13 protein-coding genes are annotated in these 16,488 nt (G+C 33.0%); all 13 read left to right on the plus strand.

Annotated features, from left to right (window positions below):
• Positions 1 to 90 precede the first annotated feature (90 nt).
• The 13 genes from C7447_RS13125 to C7447_RS13185 all read left to right on the plus strand — a co-directional run bounded on the left by C7447_RS13125 (position 91) and on the right by C7447_RS13185 (position 16,481).
• A complete protein-coding gene (locus C7447_RS13125; RefSeq protein ID WP_148870973.1) occupies positions 91 to 1,266 on the plus strand; it encodes a 2-isopropylmalate synthase in 1,176 nt (391 codons plus the stop codon).
• Positions 1,266 to 2,648, plus strand: coding sequence for a 3-isopropylmalate dehydratase large subunit (gene leuC / locus C7447_RS13130; RefSeq protein WP_148870974.1), 1,383 nt, complete (start codon positions 1,266 to 1,268; stop codon positions 2,646 to 2,648). The genes C7447_RS13125 and leuC overlap by 1 nt, the downstream gene beginning before the upstream one ends.
• Positions 2,648 to 3,229: a 3-isopropylmalate dehydratase small subunit gene (leuD, locus tag C7447_RS13135; RefSeq protein WP_148870975.1), complete on the plus strand. Its 582-nt coding sequence runs from the start codon at positions 2,648 to 2,650 to the stop codon at positions 3,227 to 3,229. Before leuC ends, leuD begins: the two co-directional genes overlap by 1 nt.
• A 79-nt stretch (positions 3,230 to 3,308) precedes the next feature.
• Positions 3,309 to 4,424, plus strand: a complete 1,116-nt coding sequence (leuB, locus tag C7447_RS13140) for a 3-isopropylmalate dehydrogenase (protein WP_148870976.1) — start codon at positions 3,309 to 3,311, stop codon at positions 4,422 to 4,424.
• Between the two features lie 379 nt (positions 4,425 to 4,803).
• Positions 4,804 to 5,817 (plus strand): porin, encoded by a 1,014-nt coding sequence (locus tag C7447_RS13145; RefSeq protein ID WP_246143078.1) that lies wholly within the window; start codon positions 4,804 to 4,806, stop codon positions 5,815 to 5,817.
• Positions 5,818 to 5,850: 33 nt separating this feature from the next.
• Positions 5,851 to 7,161: an ammonium transporter gene (locus C7447_RS13150; RefSeq protein WP_148870978.1), complete on the plus strand. Its 1,311-nt coding sequence runs from the start codon at positions 5,851 to 5,853 to the stop codon at positions 7,159 to 7,161.
• Positions 7,162 to 7,745: 584 nt separating this feature from the next.
• The gene (locus C7447_RS13155) at positions 7,746 to 8,630 is read left to right on the plus strand and encodes a branched-chain amino acid transaminase (RefSeq protein ID WP_148870979.1); all 885 of its coding nucleotides are present in this window, start codon (positions 7,746 to 7,748) and stop codon (positions 8,628 to 8,630) included.
• On the plus strand, positions 8,630 to 10,306 hold the full coding sequence (ilvD, locus tag C7447_RS13160) for a dihydroxy-acid dehydratase (protein WP_148870980.1): 1,677 nt from the start codon (positions 8,630 to 8,632) through the stop codon (positions 10,304 to 10,306). The genes C7447_RS13155 and ilvD overlap by 1 nt, the downstream gene beginning before the upstream one ends.
• A gap of 11 nt (positions 10,307 to 10,317) precedes the next feature.
• A complete protein-coding gene (gene ilvB, locus C7447_RS13165) occupies positions 10,318 to 12,054 on the plus strand; it encodes a biosynthetic-type acetolactate synthase large subunit (RefSeq protein ID WP_148870981.1) in 1,737 nt (578 codons plus the stop codon).
• Position 12,055: 1 nt separating this feature from the next.
• Positions 12,056 to 12,586 carry an acetolactate synthase small subunit gene (gene ilvN / locus C7447_RS13170; protein WP_148870982.1) on the plus strand — a complete coding sequence of 177 codons (531 nt, stop codon included), beginning with the start codon at positions 12,056 to 12,058 and terminating at the stop codon, positions 12,584 to 12,586.
• Positions 12,587 to 12,598: 12 nt separating this feature from the next.
• Positions 12,599 to 14,101: a ketol-acid reductoisomerase gene (ilvC, locus tag C7447_RS13175; RefSeq protein ID WP_148870983.1), complete on the plus strand. Its 1,503-nt coding sequence runs from the start codon at positions 12,599 to 12,601 to the stop codon at positions 14,099 to 14,101.
• Positions 14,102 to 14,110: 9 nt separating this feature from the next.
• The gene (gene ilvA, locus C7447_RS13180; RefSeq protein ID WP_148870984.1) at positions 14,111 to 15,373 is read left to right on the plus strand and encodes a threonine ammonia-lyase IlvA; all 1,263 of its coding nucleotides are present in this window, start codon (positions 14,111 to 14,113) and stop codon (positions 15,371 to 15,373) included.
• Positions 15,374 to 15,473: 100 nt separating this feature from the next.
• A complete protein-coding gene (locus C7447_RS13185; RefSeq protein WP_148870985.1) occupies positions 15,474 to 16,481 on the plus strand; it encodes a 3-oxoacyl-ACP synthase III family protein in 1,008 nt (335 codons plus the stop codon).
• The last annotated feature ends 7 nt before the right edge of the window (positions 16,482 to 16,488 follow it).

A 16,488-nucleotide genomic window follows, 5' to 3' on the forward strand; every position in this document is an offset into this window, starting at 1 on the left:
AAATATCGTATTAATTAACAATCAATTTAAACTTTCAATAAAGCCAATATATACATTTGTATTTTATGTTAGATAATTTTTTAGATAAATATGAATAACGAAAAGGTAGAAATTTTTGATACTACACTAAGAGACGGCGAGCAAGTCCCTGGATGTAAATTAGATACTAATCAAAAATTAATCATTGCAGAACGATTAGATATGTTGGGCGTCGATGTTATTGAAGCGGGATTTCCTGTATCTAGTCCAGGAGATTTTACTTCTGTAAATGAAATAGCGAAAATAGTTAAAAATGCAACTGTTTGTGGTTTAACAAGAGCTGTAAAAAAAGACATTGAAGTTGCTGCTCAAGCGTTAAAACAAGCTGTAAAACCTAGAATTCATACTGGGATAGGAACAAGTGACTCTCATATTAAATATAAATTTAACAGCACAAGAGAAGATGTTATAATAAGAGCTAGAGAGTCAGTTTCTTATGCAAAAAATTTTGTTGATGATGTTGAGTTTTATGCAGAAGATGCTGGGAGAACAGATAATTCATTTTTAGCAAAAATATGTGAAGAAGTAATTAAATCTGGAGCTACAGTTTTAAATATTCCAGATACTACAGGGTATTGTTTGCCAGAGGAGTATGGAGCAAAAATAAAATATTTAAAAGACAATGTAAAAGGAATAGAAAATGTAATTATTTCATGTCATTGTCATAACGATTTAGGTTTAGCAACTGCAAATTCTATTGCTGGAGTAATTAACGGAGCGCGTCAAATAGAATGTACTATAAATGGTATAGGAGAGCGTGCTGGCAATACAGCCTTAGAAGAAGTCGTCATGATTTTAAAGCAACATCCATATTTAAATTTAGAAACCAATATAAATGCCAAACTCTTGTATGACACAAGTTTAATGGTTCGTGAAAAAATGGGAATGTTTGTACAGCCCAATAAAGCTATAGTTGGAGCGAATGCTTTTGCACATAGTTCAGGAATTCATCAAGACGGTGTTATTAAAAATCGTGAAACCTATGAAATTATAAATCCTGAAGAAGTTGGTGTTACCGAAAGTGCTATTGTTTTAACAGCAAGAAGTGGAAGAGCAGCTTTAGCTTTTAGAGCAAAAAAAATAGGGTATGAATTAACAAAAGTTCAGCTAGATTCAGCATATAATACATTTCTTCAGTTTGCAGATAAACAAAAAGAAGTAATTGATGATGATATCCATGTAATTATGAAACAAGTAAGTAAGTTTTCAAAAATAGCAATAGCCTAATGGGAAAGACATTATTTGATAAAGTATGGGATGCACATGTGGTTGATACAATTAAAGACGGACCACAGGTTTTGTATATAGATAAACATCTAATTCATGAAGTAACAAGTCCGCAAGCATTTAAAGAATTAGAAGAACGAAATATTCCAATTGCTCGCCCAGATAAAATAGTTGCTACTGCCGACCATAATACACCAACAGTAAACCAACATTTACCGATTAAAGATGAGTTGTCTCGTAATCAATTAGATCAACTAACCAAGAACTGTGAGAAAAATAAGATTACTTTATATAATTTAGGAAACGAAAATAATGGTATTGTACACGTTATAGCACCAGAATTAGGAATTACGCAACCAGGGATGACCATGGTGTGCGGAGATAGCCATACATCTACACACGGAGCATTTGGTACTATTGCGTTTGGTATTGGTACTAGTCAAGTAGCACAAGTTTTTGCGAGTCAATGTTTGTTGCTAGAAAAACCAAAAAGTTTACGAGTAAATGTAAACGGTAAATTAAAAAAAGGAGTCTTACCCAAAGATGTAATTTTATACATAATAGCAAAACTAGGCACTAATTCTGGTACAGGATTTTTTTGTGAATATGCTGGGAATGTGTTTGAAGAAATGTCTATGGAAGGGCGTATGACTGTATGTAATATGAGTATCGAAATGGGAGCAAGAGGAGGAATGATTGCTCCAGATGAAACAACTTTTGAGTATGTAAAAGGAAGAGAATTTGCTCCAAAAGATGCTGTTTTTGATAAAAAAGTAGCTTATTGGAAAACTTTATCTACTGATGCTGATGCAATTTTTGATAAAGAGTATTCTTTTGATGCAGAAGATATAGAACCAATGCTTACTTACGGAACAAATCCAGGGATGGGAATTAAAATATCAGAAAACATACCTACTGAAAACGATACTTCTTTTGAGAAGTCATTGGCCTATATGAATTTTAAAAAAGGAGAATCTCTAATTAATAAGCCTATAAACTTTGTCTTCATAGGTAGTTGTACAAACTCAAGAATTGAAGATTTTAGAGTTGCAGCGGCCTATGTTGAAGGCAAACAGAAAGCAAAGAATGTGAATGCTTGGTTAGTACCAGGATCTCAAAGAGTAGCAAAACAAATAGAAGAAGAAGGATTACAAGACATTTTTGAAAAAGCAGGATTTCAGTTGCGTCAACCAGGATGTTCTGCGTGTTTAGCCATGAATGATGATAAAATTCCAGAAGGAGAATACTGTGTCTCAACATCTAATAGGAATTTCGAAGGTCGTCAAGGTCAAGGAGCAAGAACTATTTTAGCAAGTCCTTTAATGGCGGCTGCTACGGCAATAGAAGGTAAAATTATCAACTTTACAAATCATTTAAACTAATGGAGAAATTTGTTAAATTAATAGATACAGCTGTGCCTTTGTCCATAGAAAATATAGATACAGATCAAATTATACCCGCTCGTTTTTTAAAAGCAACAGATAAAAAAGGTTTTGGAGATAATGTGTTTAAAGATTGGCGTTACAATAAAGACGGAAGTATTAATGAAAAATTTATCTTAAATAACTCAGCTTATAAAGGAAGTATTTTAATAGCTGGAGATAATTTTGGTTGCGGTTCTAGTAGAGAACATGCTGCTTGGGCGTTGTCAGGTTATGGGTTTAAAGTAGTTATTAGTAGTTTTTTTGCCGATATTTTTAAAGGAAATGCACTAAATAATGGCATATTACCCATACAAGTTTCTAAAGTGTTTTTAACCAAATTATTAGAAAAAGTAACAGCTAATCCTGAAACAAAAATAATTATTGATTTAGAAAATCAAATTTTAAGAACAGATATAGGAAATATAGATTTTGAAATAGATCCTTATAAAAAGCTCTGCTTGTTAAATGGCTATGATGATATAGATTTTTTAATAAGTAAGAAGAAAAAAATAGCAGCTTTTGAATTAAGTAATATATAAAAGAATATTTATTTTAAGGTATTGCCTGTAAGTCAATAAAGATTGATGAGCAGGCAATGTCTTCATAAAAAAGAAAACAATGAAATTTAATATAACAGTAATACCTGGAGACGGTATAGGACCTGAAGTAACTGCTCAAGCAAAAAAAGCATTAAATGCTATCGCAGATGTTTTTGATCATACTTTTTTATATAAAGAAGGGTTAATGGGAGCTTGTGCTATTGATCAAACAGGAAACCCTTTACCAGAAGAAACAATAATATTATGTGAAAAATCAGATGCTGTTTTATTTGGTGCTATTGGTGATCCTAAATATGATAATGATCCTACTGCAAAGGTGCGTCCAGAACAAGGTTTATTACGATTGCGTAAAGAATTAGGCTTGTTTTGTAATGTTCGTCCAGTAAAAGCTTATGACCGATTGATAGAAAAATCTCCTTTAAAAAGAGAAAGAATAGAAGGAACAGACATAACTATTTATAGAGAGTTAACAGGTGGAATTTATTTTGGTGATAAAAGTTTAAGTGATGATGGTAAAGTTGCTTTTGATGGATGTTCTTACACAGTTGACGAGATTGAAAGAATAGCACATTTAGCATTTCAAGCTGCACAAAACAGACGAAAAAAATTAACATTAGTAGATAAAGCGAATGTTTTAGAAACTTCAAGATTGTGGCGAAAAACAGTAACTGCTTTAGCGAGCCAATATACAGATGTAACATTAGATTTTTTATTTGTTGATAATGCTGCAATGCAATTAATACTAAATCCAAAACAGTTTGATGTAATTTTAACTGAAAATCTTTTTGGGGATATTATTTCTGATGAGGCAAGTGTTATAGGAGGTTCTATAGGGTTGTTAGCATCAGCATCTATAGGGAAAGAGAATGCTTTGTTTGAACCAATTCACGGTTCTTTTCCGCAGGCAAAAGGAAAAAATATAGCGAATCCATTAGCATCTATTTTATCAGCGGCAATGTTGCTAGAGCATTTAGGCTTAAACGAAGAATTTTTAGCAATAGAGAAAGCGGTACAAAAATCATTAGAATTAGGAATTACCACCGAAGATCTAAATCCCAATAAACCTTTTTCAACAAGTAAAGTAGGAGATTTTATTGCGGATTATATTCAAAATCAAGATGATAGTAATATTAATTTTCAAAATATACATATGGGACAGTCTACTATTATTTGACAAAATTTATCAAAAAATAATTAATTAAAAACAGTTATGTTTTTCACAATGTTTTTGAGTTATTTGACGTTTTTTACGATTATTATCAATTTAAAATTGATTAAAACACAATAAAAACACCTTATTTTAGGTGTTTTTTACATTTTTTTTAATAGTGTAGTCATTTTTATCATATTGATAAAATTTCATCTTTATTTTTCACAACTTATATTTTTAGACATTTTTAAAATCTTCATTTTGAAAGATTAAAAAAATACAGCCCTTTTTTTTAATACCTACTTTTTACAAAATCGTTTTAAATGTGTGTTAAATTTGTAACTATTTGTATATGAGTATTTTTTGAAGCATTTTTATGCGTAGAAAACCAAACTCTACAAATATGTTAAAAAGAAAATCACTTGCAATAGTATTAATAGCTATTTGTCAATTAACAATTATTGCACAAGAAAAAAAGTTTTCATTATCAGGAAGTATTGATGCTTATCACAAAACTAATATCAATGCACCATATGAAACAGCACCAGGATCATCCTTTGCAAATTTACCAGGGTTTGCATTAGGTATGGCAAATGTAATCGTATCTTATGAGGGCAAAAAAGCAGGTTTCGTAGCAGATTTAGTTTTTGGTCCAAGAGGTACTGATGCAATTTTTGCTTCACCAATGTATTCAGATACAGGGAACATTGTTAATCAATTATATGCATATTTGAATATAAGTGAGTCTGTGAAGTTAACACTAGGTAATTTTAATACGTTCTTAGGGTATGAAGTAATTTCACCAATAGGAAACTTCAACTATAGTACATCCTATTTATTTTCTTATGGACCTTTTAGTCATACTGGATTAAAAGCAGATTTTACACTTTCAGATGACTGGTCTTTAATGTTAGCAGTGATGAATCCGACAGATGCAACAGAGTTAAATCCAAATGGTAAGTACGCTATGGGAGCTCAAATTGGATATTCTGATCAATTCTTAAATTTCTTATATGATAATGGTGGTTTTGAAATTGATTATACAGGAGGTTTTGATATTACTAAGAACTTCTTTTTAGGAATAAATGCCGCTTATTTTAATAATGATGATTTAAACATTGGTTTTGGTGGACTAGCATTATATCCTCAATATTCTATAAATGAAGATTTTATACTAGGTTTAAGAGCAGAATATTTTAAACAAGATACAAGTGTAGATTTCGATCCAATAGGTACCGGGATTTCAGAATCAAGTGTCTTTGTTGCTACTTTATCTGGAAATTATATAGTAGGAGATTTAACTATCATTCCTGAATTACGTTTAGATTCTAGTTCAGATGATTTTTTTCTAGATAATGATGCTACGCCACAAAGCAGTTTAGCATCGTTCTTAGTCGCTGCTGTTTACAAATTTTAAAAATAAAACAATAATTAACTATATAAATAAACTATGATAACTAACTTATTATTAACAATTACAGAGCAAGAAGTTGTACAAGATGTAGCTAAACAGATAGAAGGTATCAAAGGAGACATGGGAATGTTATGGATGCTTTTAGCAGGTATTCTAGTGTTCTTCATGCAAGCTGGGTTTACCCTTGTAGAATCAGGTATGACGAGATCTAAGAATGCAGTAAATATCGCTATGAAAAATTTACTGGATATTTGCGTGGGATCAATAACGTATTGGTTTGTAGGGTATTCTTTAATGTATGGAAGCTCAGACAATGGAGTATTCTTTTGGAGTGGTTTAATGCAAGGTGAAGGAGCAGATTTATTTTTCCAAACTATGTTTGCAGCTACTGCCGCAACAATTGTTTCTGGAGCAATTGCTGGTAGAACAAAATATTCTACATATGCAATTTTTTCAATTGTAATGACAGCGTTAATCTATCCAATTGCAGGCGGATGGGAATGGAATAGTGGTTGGTTAAATAATACTGAAGGTATTATGCCTGCTGAATTTATTGATTTTGCAGGATCATCTATTGTGCACTCTGTTGGTGGATGGGCAGCCTTAGTCGCAGCATTTATTGTAGGTCCAAGAACGGGCAAGTTTATAGATGGAAAAGTAATCGCTATTCCAGGACATAACCAAATTTATGCAACTTTAGGTGTGTTTATATTGTGGCTTGGTTGGTTCGGTTTCAATGGAGGCTCACAACTAGCTTGGGGAGGTTCAGATGCAATAGCAGCATCAAATGTAGTACTTGTTACAAATTTAGCTGCTGCTGCTGGAGGTTTAGGAGCGTTAATAACTACTTGGATTTGGTACGGAAAACCAAACTTAGCACAAACCTTAAATGGTGTATTAGCAGGTTTGGTTAGTATTACTGCCGGTTGTGGTAATATGAGTGATAGCGGAGCAATTTTAGCTGGTTTAGTAGGCGGTATTTTAGTAGTGTTTTCTATTGAATTTATAGAAAAGAAATTAAAAATAGACGATGCAATTGGAGCATCCTCAGTTCATGGTGTAGCTGGTGTGTGGGGTACTATAGTTATTGGTCTTTGGGGAATTGATGGGGATAAAGGTATTGGATTGTTTAATGGTGGAGGTGGAGCTCAATTAGGAGCACAGTTTATAGGCGCTTTAGCCTATGCTGTATGGGCAATTATATTATCTGCCATAGTGTTCTTAATTCTTAAAAATACATTAGGTGTAAGAGTAACTCCGGAGGAAGAAGAGAAAGGATTGGATTTAGTAGAACATGGAGTTGTGGCTTATTCAGGGAAGAGAAACAGAGGAGAGAGCAATAATTAATTGTAGCGTTTGTTTTTTTTGAAAGTAGATAAGCAGTAAAATATATAAAGAAATATTTAATAGATCTAATGATATTTACCATCTAAAGAAAAAAAAGACATAACTTTTGTTTAATATTTTTTAAAATAATACACTTTTACCAATTTTTTTTTTGATATTTACATCAATAAATGAAAAAACAAATCTTAAATATCATTTCTATTGTCATTATTGTGATTAGTTCACAAGGATAAGGAATGTAATATTTTATATAATAGATAAAAAGCTTTCCTTAAATGGAAAGCTTTTTTTTATAAATAAAAACAAGAATATTGAATAACAATCTCAACATAATAGTAATTTTAATTATTGTCATTATTAGCTCACAACCGAGTTGATACAGATAGTTTATTATATAAAAAGCCTGTATTCATTACTATGATACAGGCTTTTTTTTATAATGGGTGTCATAAAAATAAGTATTTTAATGTGTTGAAAATCAATAATTTAATTGTTTTATATGGTTGATTGGTCTTGGAACATTAATCTAATAGTAAAGTTTAAAAGAGTAGTAAAAAATAACTTTGAATTCATAATAAATAACTATGTATTACAACAATGATAGCTACATTTTCCACAACGGAAAATTTCTTAATCCAGCAGAAACAAATATTAACTTATACGGACAGACTTTACATTATGGTAATGGTGTGTTTGAGGGTATTAGAGCTTATAATACAAATGAAGGTGTAAAAATATTTAAACCATTAGAGCATTTTAAAAGACTTATAAAAGGAGCTCAAGTAATGAATATGGAATTTAAGTATACGCCAGAAGAGTTGTGTGAAATTACTTATAAGTTATTAGAAAAAAACAACTTAAAAGATGCTTATATCCGTCCGCTAATTACAACAGGTGCTGATATGAGCTTACGAACGTCTGCTGAGGTCAATTTAACAATTCAATGTTGGGAATGGGGTAAGTATATGGGAGATAAGCTCTTAAGAGTTATGACCTCTAGCTTTCAAAGGCCCAATCCAAAATCTTGTTTTGTAGAAACAAAAGTAACAGGTCATTATGTGAATTCTATTTTATCTACAAATGAAGCGAAACAAAAAGGCTTTGATGAAGCGTTACTCTTAGATATGAATGAGAATGTAGCGGAATGCTCTGGAGCTAATGTGTTTATGGAAAAAGGTAATAAGTTAATAACCCCACCACGCGGTCATATAATGGCAGGTATCACAAGAAATACAATTATAGAATTATGCAAAGAAGAAGGTTTTGAAGTAGAAGAAAAGCATTTTACCCTAAGTGATTTAAAACAGGCAGATAGCGCTTTTTTTACAGGAACTGCAGCAGAAGTTGTTGGATTAAAATCTTTGGATGAATATCATTTTCCATTAGCATGGGAGCAATCTTTTGGATACAAATTAATGCATATGTATAAAGATTTAGTAGTAGGAAAACGCAAATTACAATCAGTATAATGAAGCTTAATAAATACAGTAAAACAGTAACACAAGACCCAACACAGCCAGCAGCACAAGCAATGCTACATGCCATAGGATTAACCAATGAAGATTTTTATAAACCTATTATAGGTATTGCAAGTACAGGTTATGAAGGCAATCCTTGTAATATGCATTTAAATGATTTAGCTAAACTGGTTAAAGAAGGAACTCAAAAAAAAGAGGTAGTTGGCCTTATTTTTAATACGATTGGTGTGAGTGATGGTATTTCTATGGGAACTCCGGGAATGCGTTATTCATTGCCTTCTCGAGATATCATAGCTGATTCTATGGAAACTGTAGTACAAGCCATGAGTTATGATGGTTTGATAACAGTTGTTGGTTGCGATAAAAATATGCCAGGGGCTTTAATGGCTATGATTCGTTTAAATAGACCGAGTATTTTGGTGTATGGAGGAACGATTGATTCTGGTTGCCATAACGGAAAAAAATTGGATGTTGTTTCTGCTTTTGAAGCTTGGGGGAGCAAAGTTGCTGGTACTATGAGCGAAACAGAATATCAGAGTATTGTTGAAAAAGCATGTCCAGGTGCTGGTGCATGTGGAGGTATGTATACTGCAAATACCATGGCATCTGCGATTGAAGCTTTAGGGATGACATTACCTTTCAATTCTTCAAATCCAGCATTAAGTGATGCTAAAAAAGAGGAATCAGTAAAAGCAGGAGAAGCTATGCAATTGTTGTTGGAAAAAGATATTAAGCCTTCAGATATTATCACTAAAAAATCATTGGAAAATGCAATTCGTTTAGTCACCATTTTGGGAGGGTCTACAAATGCTGTATTGCACTTTTTGGCGATAGCAAGAGCAGCAGATATTGATTTTACATTGAAAGATTTTCAAAAGATAAGTGATACGACACCATTTTTGGCCGATTTAAAACCAAGTGGAAAGTATTTAATGGAAGATGTTCACGCCGTTGGTGGAATTCCAGCTGTATTAAAATATCTTCTTAAAAAAGGATTACTTCACGGTGATTGTTTAACAGTAACAGGAAAGACAATAGCAGAAAATTTATTAGACGTTGCTGATCTAACAGAAAGGCAAGACGTTATTAAACCGATTGAAAATCCTATTAAAATCTCTGGACATTTAAGAATGTTGTACGGCAATTTAGCTGAAGAAGGAAGTGTCGCTAAAATAACAGGAAAAGAAGGGTTAAAATTTATAGGAAAAGCAAAAGTTTTTGAAGGTGAATATGAAGCGAATGATGGAATTCGCGATGGAAAAGTAGAAAAAGGAGATGTTATTGTGATTCGTTACGAAGGTCCAAAAGGAGGACCAGGAATGCCAGAAATGTTAAAGCCAACAGCAGCAATTATGGGCGCAGGATTAGGTAAGGATGTTGCTTTAATTACAGATGGTCGTTTTTCAGGAGGAACACACGGTTTTGTGGTTGGTCATATTACACCTGAAGCTCAAGAAGGTGGAGCAATTGCTTTGGTAAAAGATGGAGATATAATAACCATTGACGCAGAAACAAATAGTATAACGTTAGACGTTTCAGCAGGAGAATTAGCAGAAAGAAAAAAACAATGGGCAGCTCCTGAGCTTAAATTCTCAAGAGGTGTTTTATATAAATATGCAAAAACAGTTTCATCAGCTTCAAAAGGTTGTGTAACAGATGAATTTTAATTTTTTTTATTATGAAGGAAACACAAACAATAGAAAAAACAGATATAAAAACCCAAGTAACGGAGCGCATTTCTGGAAGTGAAGCCGTAGTGAGATGTTTATTAGCGGAAGGTGTTGACATTCTTTACGGTTATCCTGGCGGAGCAATTATGCCAGTTTATGATGAATTATATAAATATCAAGATAAAATTCATCACGTTTTAACACGTCACGAACAAGGAGCTACACACGCAGCTCAAGGTTATGCACGTATTTCTGGAAAAGTAGGAGTAGCAATCGCTACTTCTGGACCAGGCGCAACGAATTTGATAACAGGAATTGCAGACGCTCAAATAGATTCTACACCTATGGTTTGTATTACAGGTCAAGTAGGGTCTCATTTATTAGGTACAGATGCTTTTCAAGAAACAGATATTATTGGAATTTCAACTCCAGTAACAAAATGGAATCATCAAGTGACTAAGGCTTCAGAAATTCCAGAAGTTTTGGCAAAAGCATTTTATATCGCAAAAAGTGGAAGACCAGGGCCAGTTTTAATCGATATTACAAAAGATGCACAGTTTGATGAATTCGATTTTAAATATGAAAAGTGTACAGGAATACGTAGTTATATTCCCGTACCAAAAACTAACACAACTGCTCTAAAAGCTGCAGCAAAATTAATTAATGAAGCCAAAAAACCCTTAGTGGTTTGGGGACAAGGTATAATTCTAGGAGAAGCTGAAGCAGAATTTAAAGCAGTAATAGAAAAATCGGGATTACCATCTGCTTGGACTATTTTAGGAGCTTCTGCAATACCAACAAGCCATCGTTTAAATGTTGGAATGGTTGGTATGCACGGTAATTACGCACCAAATGTTTTAACGAACGAATGTGATGTTTTAATAGCAATAGGAATGCGTTTTGACGATCGTGTAACAGGAAATTTAGCAACCTATGCTAAACAAGCAAAAGTCATTCATTTTGAAATTGATCCTGCTGAAATTGATAAGAATGTAAAAACAGAAGTAGCTGTTTTGGGAGATGCAAAAGCATCACTAAAAGCATTATTGCCTTTGTTAAATGAAAATTCACATCATGAATGGCATCAGAAATTTAAAGATTTATACAAAATTGAAGTAGAAAAAGTAATTAATGGCGATTTAAATCCAACAAAAGAAGGCTTAACAATGGGTGAAGTCTTAAAAGAAATAAACAATCAAAGTAAAGGAAAGGCAGCAATAGTGAGTGATGTTGGTCAGCACCAAATGATAGCGTGTCGTTACGCAGAATTTAACGAAACTAAAAGTAATATAACATCGGGAGGTTTAGGAACAATGGGTTTTGCGCTTCCAGCAGCAATTGGAGCAAAAATGGCTGCACCCCATAGAGAGGTTGTTGCTATTATTGGAGATGGAGGTTACCAAATGACCATTCAAGAATTAGGAACCATTTTTCAAACTAAAGTGCCTGTAAAAATTGTGGTATTAAATAATGATTTTTTAGGTATGGTTCGTCAATGGCAACAACTTTTTTTTGATAAGCGCTATGCTTCAACCGAAATTCAAAATCCAAATTTTATTACTATTGCAGAAGGGTATTACATAAAAGCTAAAAAAGTAACTAAAAGAGAAGATTTAGCAGCTGCTGTAAAAGAAATGATGGATGCTAAAGAAGCTTATTTTTTAGAAGTTTCAGTAGAAAAAGAAGATAATGTATTTCCTATGATACCAACAGGAGCAAGTGTTTCAGATATAAGATTAAGTTAATATGAGTCAAGAAAAACAATTATACACGGTTTCTGTTTACACCGAAAATAATATCGGATTGTTAAATCGTATTTCGGCGATTTTTCAACGTAGACATATAAATATAGAAAGTATTAATTCATCAGTTTCAGAGATTGAAGGTGTTTCTCGTTTTACAATTCTTGTGAAGATCACAGAAGAGCAAATGAAAAAAATCATTGGTCAAATCGAAAAACAAGTTGAAGTTATTAAAGCATTTTATCATACAGATGATGAGACTATTTACCAGGAATCTTGTTTGTTTAAAGTAAAATCAGATTTATTGTTCAACGAACGACAAATTCAAAATATTATTAAAGATAGTAACGCAAGAATAGTTACAGTAAATAAAGAGTTTTTTGTGCTTGAAAAATCAGGTAGGAAAAGTGAAATTGAATTACTACATAGAGAATTAAGTATTTTTGGAATCTTGCAATTTACAAGATCAGGACGCATTTCAGTCACAAAAGAACCAATGGAAATTTCAAAAATGCTAGAGGCATTTCAACAATAAAAAAATAGTAAAATGGCAAATTATTTTAACACATTATCATTAAGACAACAATTAGAACAATTAGGAAAATGCCGCTTTATGGATGCTTCAGAGTTTGAAGATGGTGTAAAAGCATTAGAAGATAAAAAAATAGTAATTGTAGGCTGTGGTGCTCAAGGCCTAAATCAAGGTTTGAATATGAGGGATTCTGGATTGGATATTTCTTATGCTTTACGTCAAGTAGCTATTGATGAGCAACGCGATTCATACAAAAATGCAACAACCAACGATTTTAACGTAGGAACATACGACGAGTTAATTCCTACAGCAGATTTAGTGTTGAATTTAACACCAGACAAACAACATACAAGTGTGGTTAATGCAGTAATGCCTTTAATGAAAAAAGGAGCAACGTTAAGTTATTCTCACGGGTTTAATATCGTTGAAGAAGGTACACAAATACGCAAGGACATTACTGTAATTATGGTAGCTCCAAAATGCCCAGGAACTGAAGTGAGAGAAGAATATAAACGCGGTTTTGGTGTGCCAACGCTCATAGCAGTGCATCCTGAAAATGATCCAGAAAACAAAGGTTGGGCACAAGCTAAAGCTTATGCTGTGGCAACTGGCGGACATAGAGCAGGGGTTTTAGAATCTTCTTTTGTAGCTGAAGTGAAAAGTGATTTAATGGGAGAGCAAACCATTTTATGTGGAGTTTTACAAACAGGATCTATTTTATGTTTCGATAAAATGGTTGAACAAGGAATAAATGCCAATTATGCGGCTAAATTAATTCAGTTTGGTTGGGAAACGATTACAGAAGCTTTAAAGCACGGAGGAATTACGAATATGATGGATCGTTTATCAAATCCTGCAAAAATTAAAACTTTTGAATTATCTGAAGAATTAAAAGATATTATGCGTCCGTTATTTCAAAAACATATGGATGATATTATTTCAGGTCATTTCTCTCAGACCATGATGGAAGATTGGGCAAATGACGATGTGAATCTTTTAAAATGGAGAGCAGCAACAGGAGAAACAGCTTTCGAAAAAACCGCTTTAACACCAGATTATATTTCAGAACAAGAATTTTTTGACAATGGAGTGCTGTTAGTTGCGTTTGTGAAATCAGGAGTAGAGTTGGCTTTCGAAACGATGGTTAGTACTGGTATTATTGAAGATTCTGCGTATTATGAGTCATTACACGAATTACCATTAATTGCGAATACTATTGCTAGAAAGAAATTGTTTGAAATGAACAGAGTTATTTCAGATACAGCAGAATATGGTTGTTATTTATTTGATCACGCAGCAAAACCTTTGTTAGTAGATTTTATGAAAACGGTTAAAACAGACATCATAGGAAAACCATTTGCAAAGTCGAATGCGGTTGATAATGTTGAGTTGATTTCTGTAAACGATGCAATAAGAAATCATCCAATAGAAAAAATTGGAAAAGAGTTACGTGGGGCAATGAAAGCAATGAAAACAATAAAAGTAGACGTTAAATCTGAAACTTCAGTTTTGGTTTAAAATATAAATATGGAAGTCAAAACAACTTACTTTCCAACATTAAAAGCAGTAGAAGATGCAGCCTTAAAATTAAAGGCTGTAGCTTCGGTTACACCTTTATTAGAAAATCTTCAGTATTCAAAAAAATTTAATAGCAAAATATTGTTTAAACGAGAAGACTTGCAACAAGTACGGTCTTATAAAATTAGAGGAGCATATAATAAAATGTCTTCACTTTCTGCAACTGAAATTGAAAATGGAATTGTTTGTGCAAGTGCAGGAAATCATGCGCAAGGTGTCGCATTGTCGTGTAAGCTATTGAAAATTAAAGGCACTATTTATATGCCTTCACCAACACCTAAACAAAAAGTGGAGCAGGTGAAAATGTTCGGTGAAGAGTATATAGAAATTGTTTTGCAAGGAGATACTTATGATGATTCTTATCACGCTGCAATGTTAGAATGCCAGCGATTAAACAAAACATTCATTCATCCTTTTAATGATGAAAAAGTTATTGAAGGTCAGGCAACTTTAGCTTTAGAGATTTTAAACCAAGCAACAGAGCCTATAGACTATGTTTTTGTGGCTGTTGGGGGTGGCGGATTGTCTTCTGGATTATCAACTGTTTTTAAGCAATTATCACCAAAAACAAAAATTATTGGAGTTGAGCCAGAAGGTGCACCATCCATGACAACTTCTATTAGAAATAATAAAAATACAGAACTCAAATACATTGAAAAATTTGTAGATGGTGCAGCTGTTCAGCGAGTAGGCGATTTAAACTTTGCGATATGTAAGCAGAATTTAGATGATATGATTACAGTACCTGAAGGAAAAGTATGTGAAACTATTTTAGAACTTTATAATAAGGATGCTATTGTTGTTGAGCCTGCAGGAGCTTTGAGTATTTCAGCTTTAGATCAATACGCAGAAGAAATAAAAGGTAAAAATGTAGTGTGTGTTGTAAGTGGAAGTAATAATGATATCACAAGAACTGCCGAAATTAAAGAACGTGCTTTATTATATGCTAATTTAAAACATTACTTCATAATTAAATTTCCACAGCGTGCTGGAGCTTTAAGAGAATTTGTGGTCGATATTTTAGGGCCAACAGATGATATCACGCATTTTGAATACACTAAAAAAACTAATCGAGAAAATGGAGCAGCGGTTGTTGGACTAGAATTGAAATCAGCTTTAGACTTAGAGCCGTTAATTGCCAAAATGAAATTACATAATTTTTATGGTGACTACCTTAATGATAAGCCAGATTTGTTTCAGTTTTTAGTATAACGACAACATAATGATATATGGGATTTTGTGCAAAAGTTTAAAATTCATACTTTTACGGGCTGAAAATTTGCAAACAACTTAAAAACAACCATATATAATTATGTATAGTTCAAAAATTACAGGTTTAGGATACTATGTTCCAGAAAACGTGGTAACTAATAATGACTTAAAGCAGTGGATGGATACTAGTGATGAATGGATTCAAGAAAGAACTGGAATTAAAGAAAGAAGATGGATAGATCCAAAAACAGGAGATACAACTGCAGTTATGGGAGCAAAAGCTGCTAAAATTGCCATTGAACGTGCTGGTTTAACTAAAGATGATATAGATTTTATCATCTTCGCTACATTGAGCCCAGATATGTATTTTCCAGGAGGTGGAGTACAGGTTCAAGACTTATTAGGTATGCCAACTATTGGAGCATTAGATATTCGTAACCAATGTTCAGGATTTATTTATTCATTATCAGTAGCAGATCAGTTCATTAAAACTGGGATGTATAAAAATATTTTGGTAATTGGTTCTGAAAATCATTCTGGTGGTTTAGAGCGCTCTACACGTGGACGTGGTGTAACGGTTATTTTTGGTGATGGAGCAGGAGCTGCTGTACTTTCTAGAAGTGAAGAAACAGGAAAAGGAATTTTATCTACACACTTACACTCCGAAGGAGTTCATGCTAAAGAGTTAGCTTTAATTGGCCCCTCTACTCAACGTTGGGTGCCAGAAATAATGGAAGCCAATGACCCAGATGATACATCGTATTATCCTTATATGAATGGTCAGTTTGTGTTTAAACATGCTGTTGTTCGTTTTTCTGAAGCTATTAATGAAGGATTAGAAGCAAACGGATTAAAAAAGGAAGATATTGATATGTTAATTCCGCATCAAGCAAATTTACGTATTGCACAATTTATCCAAAAGAAGTTTCAGTTACCAGATGATAAAGTGTATAACAATATAATGAAGTATGGTAATACTACTGCTGCTTCAGTAATTATTGCATTAACAGAAGCTTGGGAGTTAGGAAAGATAAACGAAGGAGATTTAGTTGTCTTAGCTGCTTTTGGTAGTGGGTTTACTTGGGGTTCTGTAGTAATTCGTTGGTAAAAAAGAT

It is taken from the genome of Tenacibaculum adriaticum (genome assembly GCF_008124875.1).
Taxonomy (GTDB): Bacteria; Bacteroidota; Bacteroidia; order Flavobacteriales; family Flavobacteriaceae; genus Polaribacter; species Polaribacter adriaticus.

Coding starts and splice junctions, on each gene's coding strand:
- C7447_RS13125 (WP_148870973.1), top strand. CDS start 91: ATGAATAACGAAAAGGTAGAAATTTTTGATACTACACTAAGAGACGGC.
- leuC (WP_148870974.1), top strand. CDS start 1,266: ATGGGAAAGACATTATTTGATAAAGTATGGGATGCACATGTGGTTGAT.
- leuD (WP_148870975.1), top strand. CDS start 2,648: ATGGAGAAATTTGTTAAATTAATAGATACAGCTGTGCCTTTGTCCATA.
- leuB (WP_148870976.1), top strand. CDS start 3,309: ATGAAATTTAATATAACAGTAATACCTGGAGACGGTATAGGACCTGAA.
- C7447_RS13145 (WP_246143078.1), top strand. CDS start 4,804: ATGTTAAAAAGAAAATCACTTGCAATAGTATTAATAGCTATTTGTCAA.
- C7447_RS13150 (WP_148870978.1), top strand. CDS start 5,851: ATGATAACTAACTTATTATTAACAATTACAGAGCAAGAAGTTGTACAA.
- C7447_RS13155 (WP_148870979.1), top strand. CDS start 7,746: ATGTATTACAACAATGATAGCTACATTTTCCACAACGGAAAATTTCTT.
- ilvD (WP_148870980.1), top strand. CDS start 8,630: ATGAAGCTTAATAAATACAGTAAAACAGTAACACAAGACCCAACACAG.
- ilvB (WP_148870981.1), top strand. CDS start 10,318: ATGAAGGAAACACAAACAATAGAAAAAACAGATATAAAAACCCAAGTA.
- ilvN (WP_148870982.1), top strand. CDS start 12,056: ATGAGTCAAGAAAAACAATTATACACGGTTTCTGTTTACACCGAAAAT.
- ilvC (WP_148870983.1), top strand. CDS start 12,599: ATGGCAAATTATTTTAACACATTATCATTAAGACAACAATTAGAACAA.
- ilvA (WP_148870984.1), top strand. CDS start 14,111: ATGGAAGTCAAAACAACTTACTTTCCAACATTAAAAGCAGTAGAAGAT.
- C7447_RS13185 (WP_148870985.1), top strand. CDS start 15,474: ATGTATAGTTCAAAAATTACAGGTTTAGGATACTATGTTCCAGAAAAC.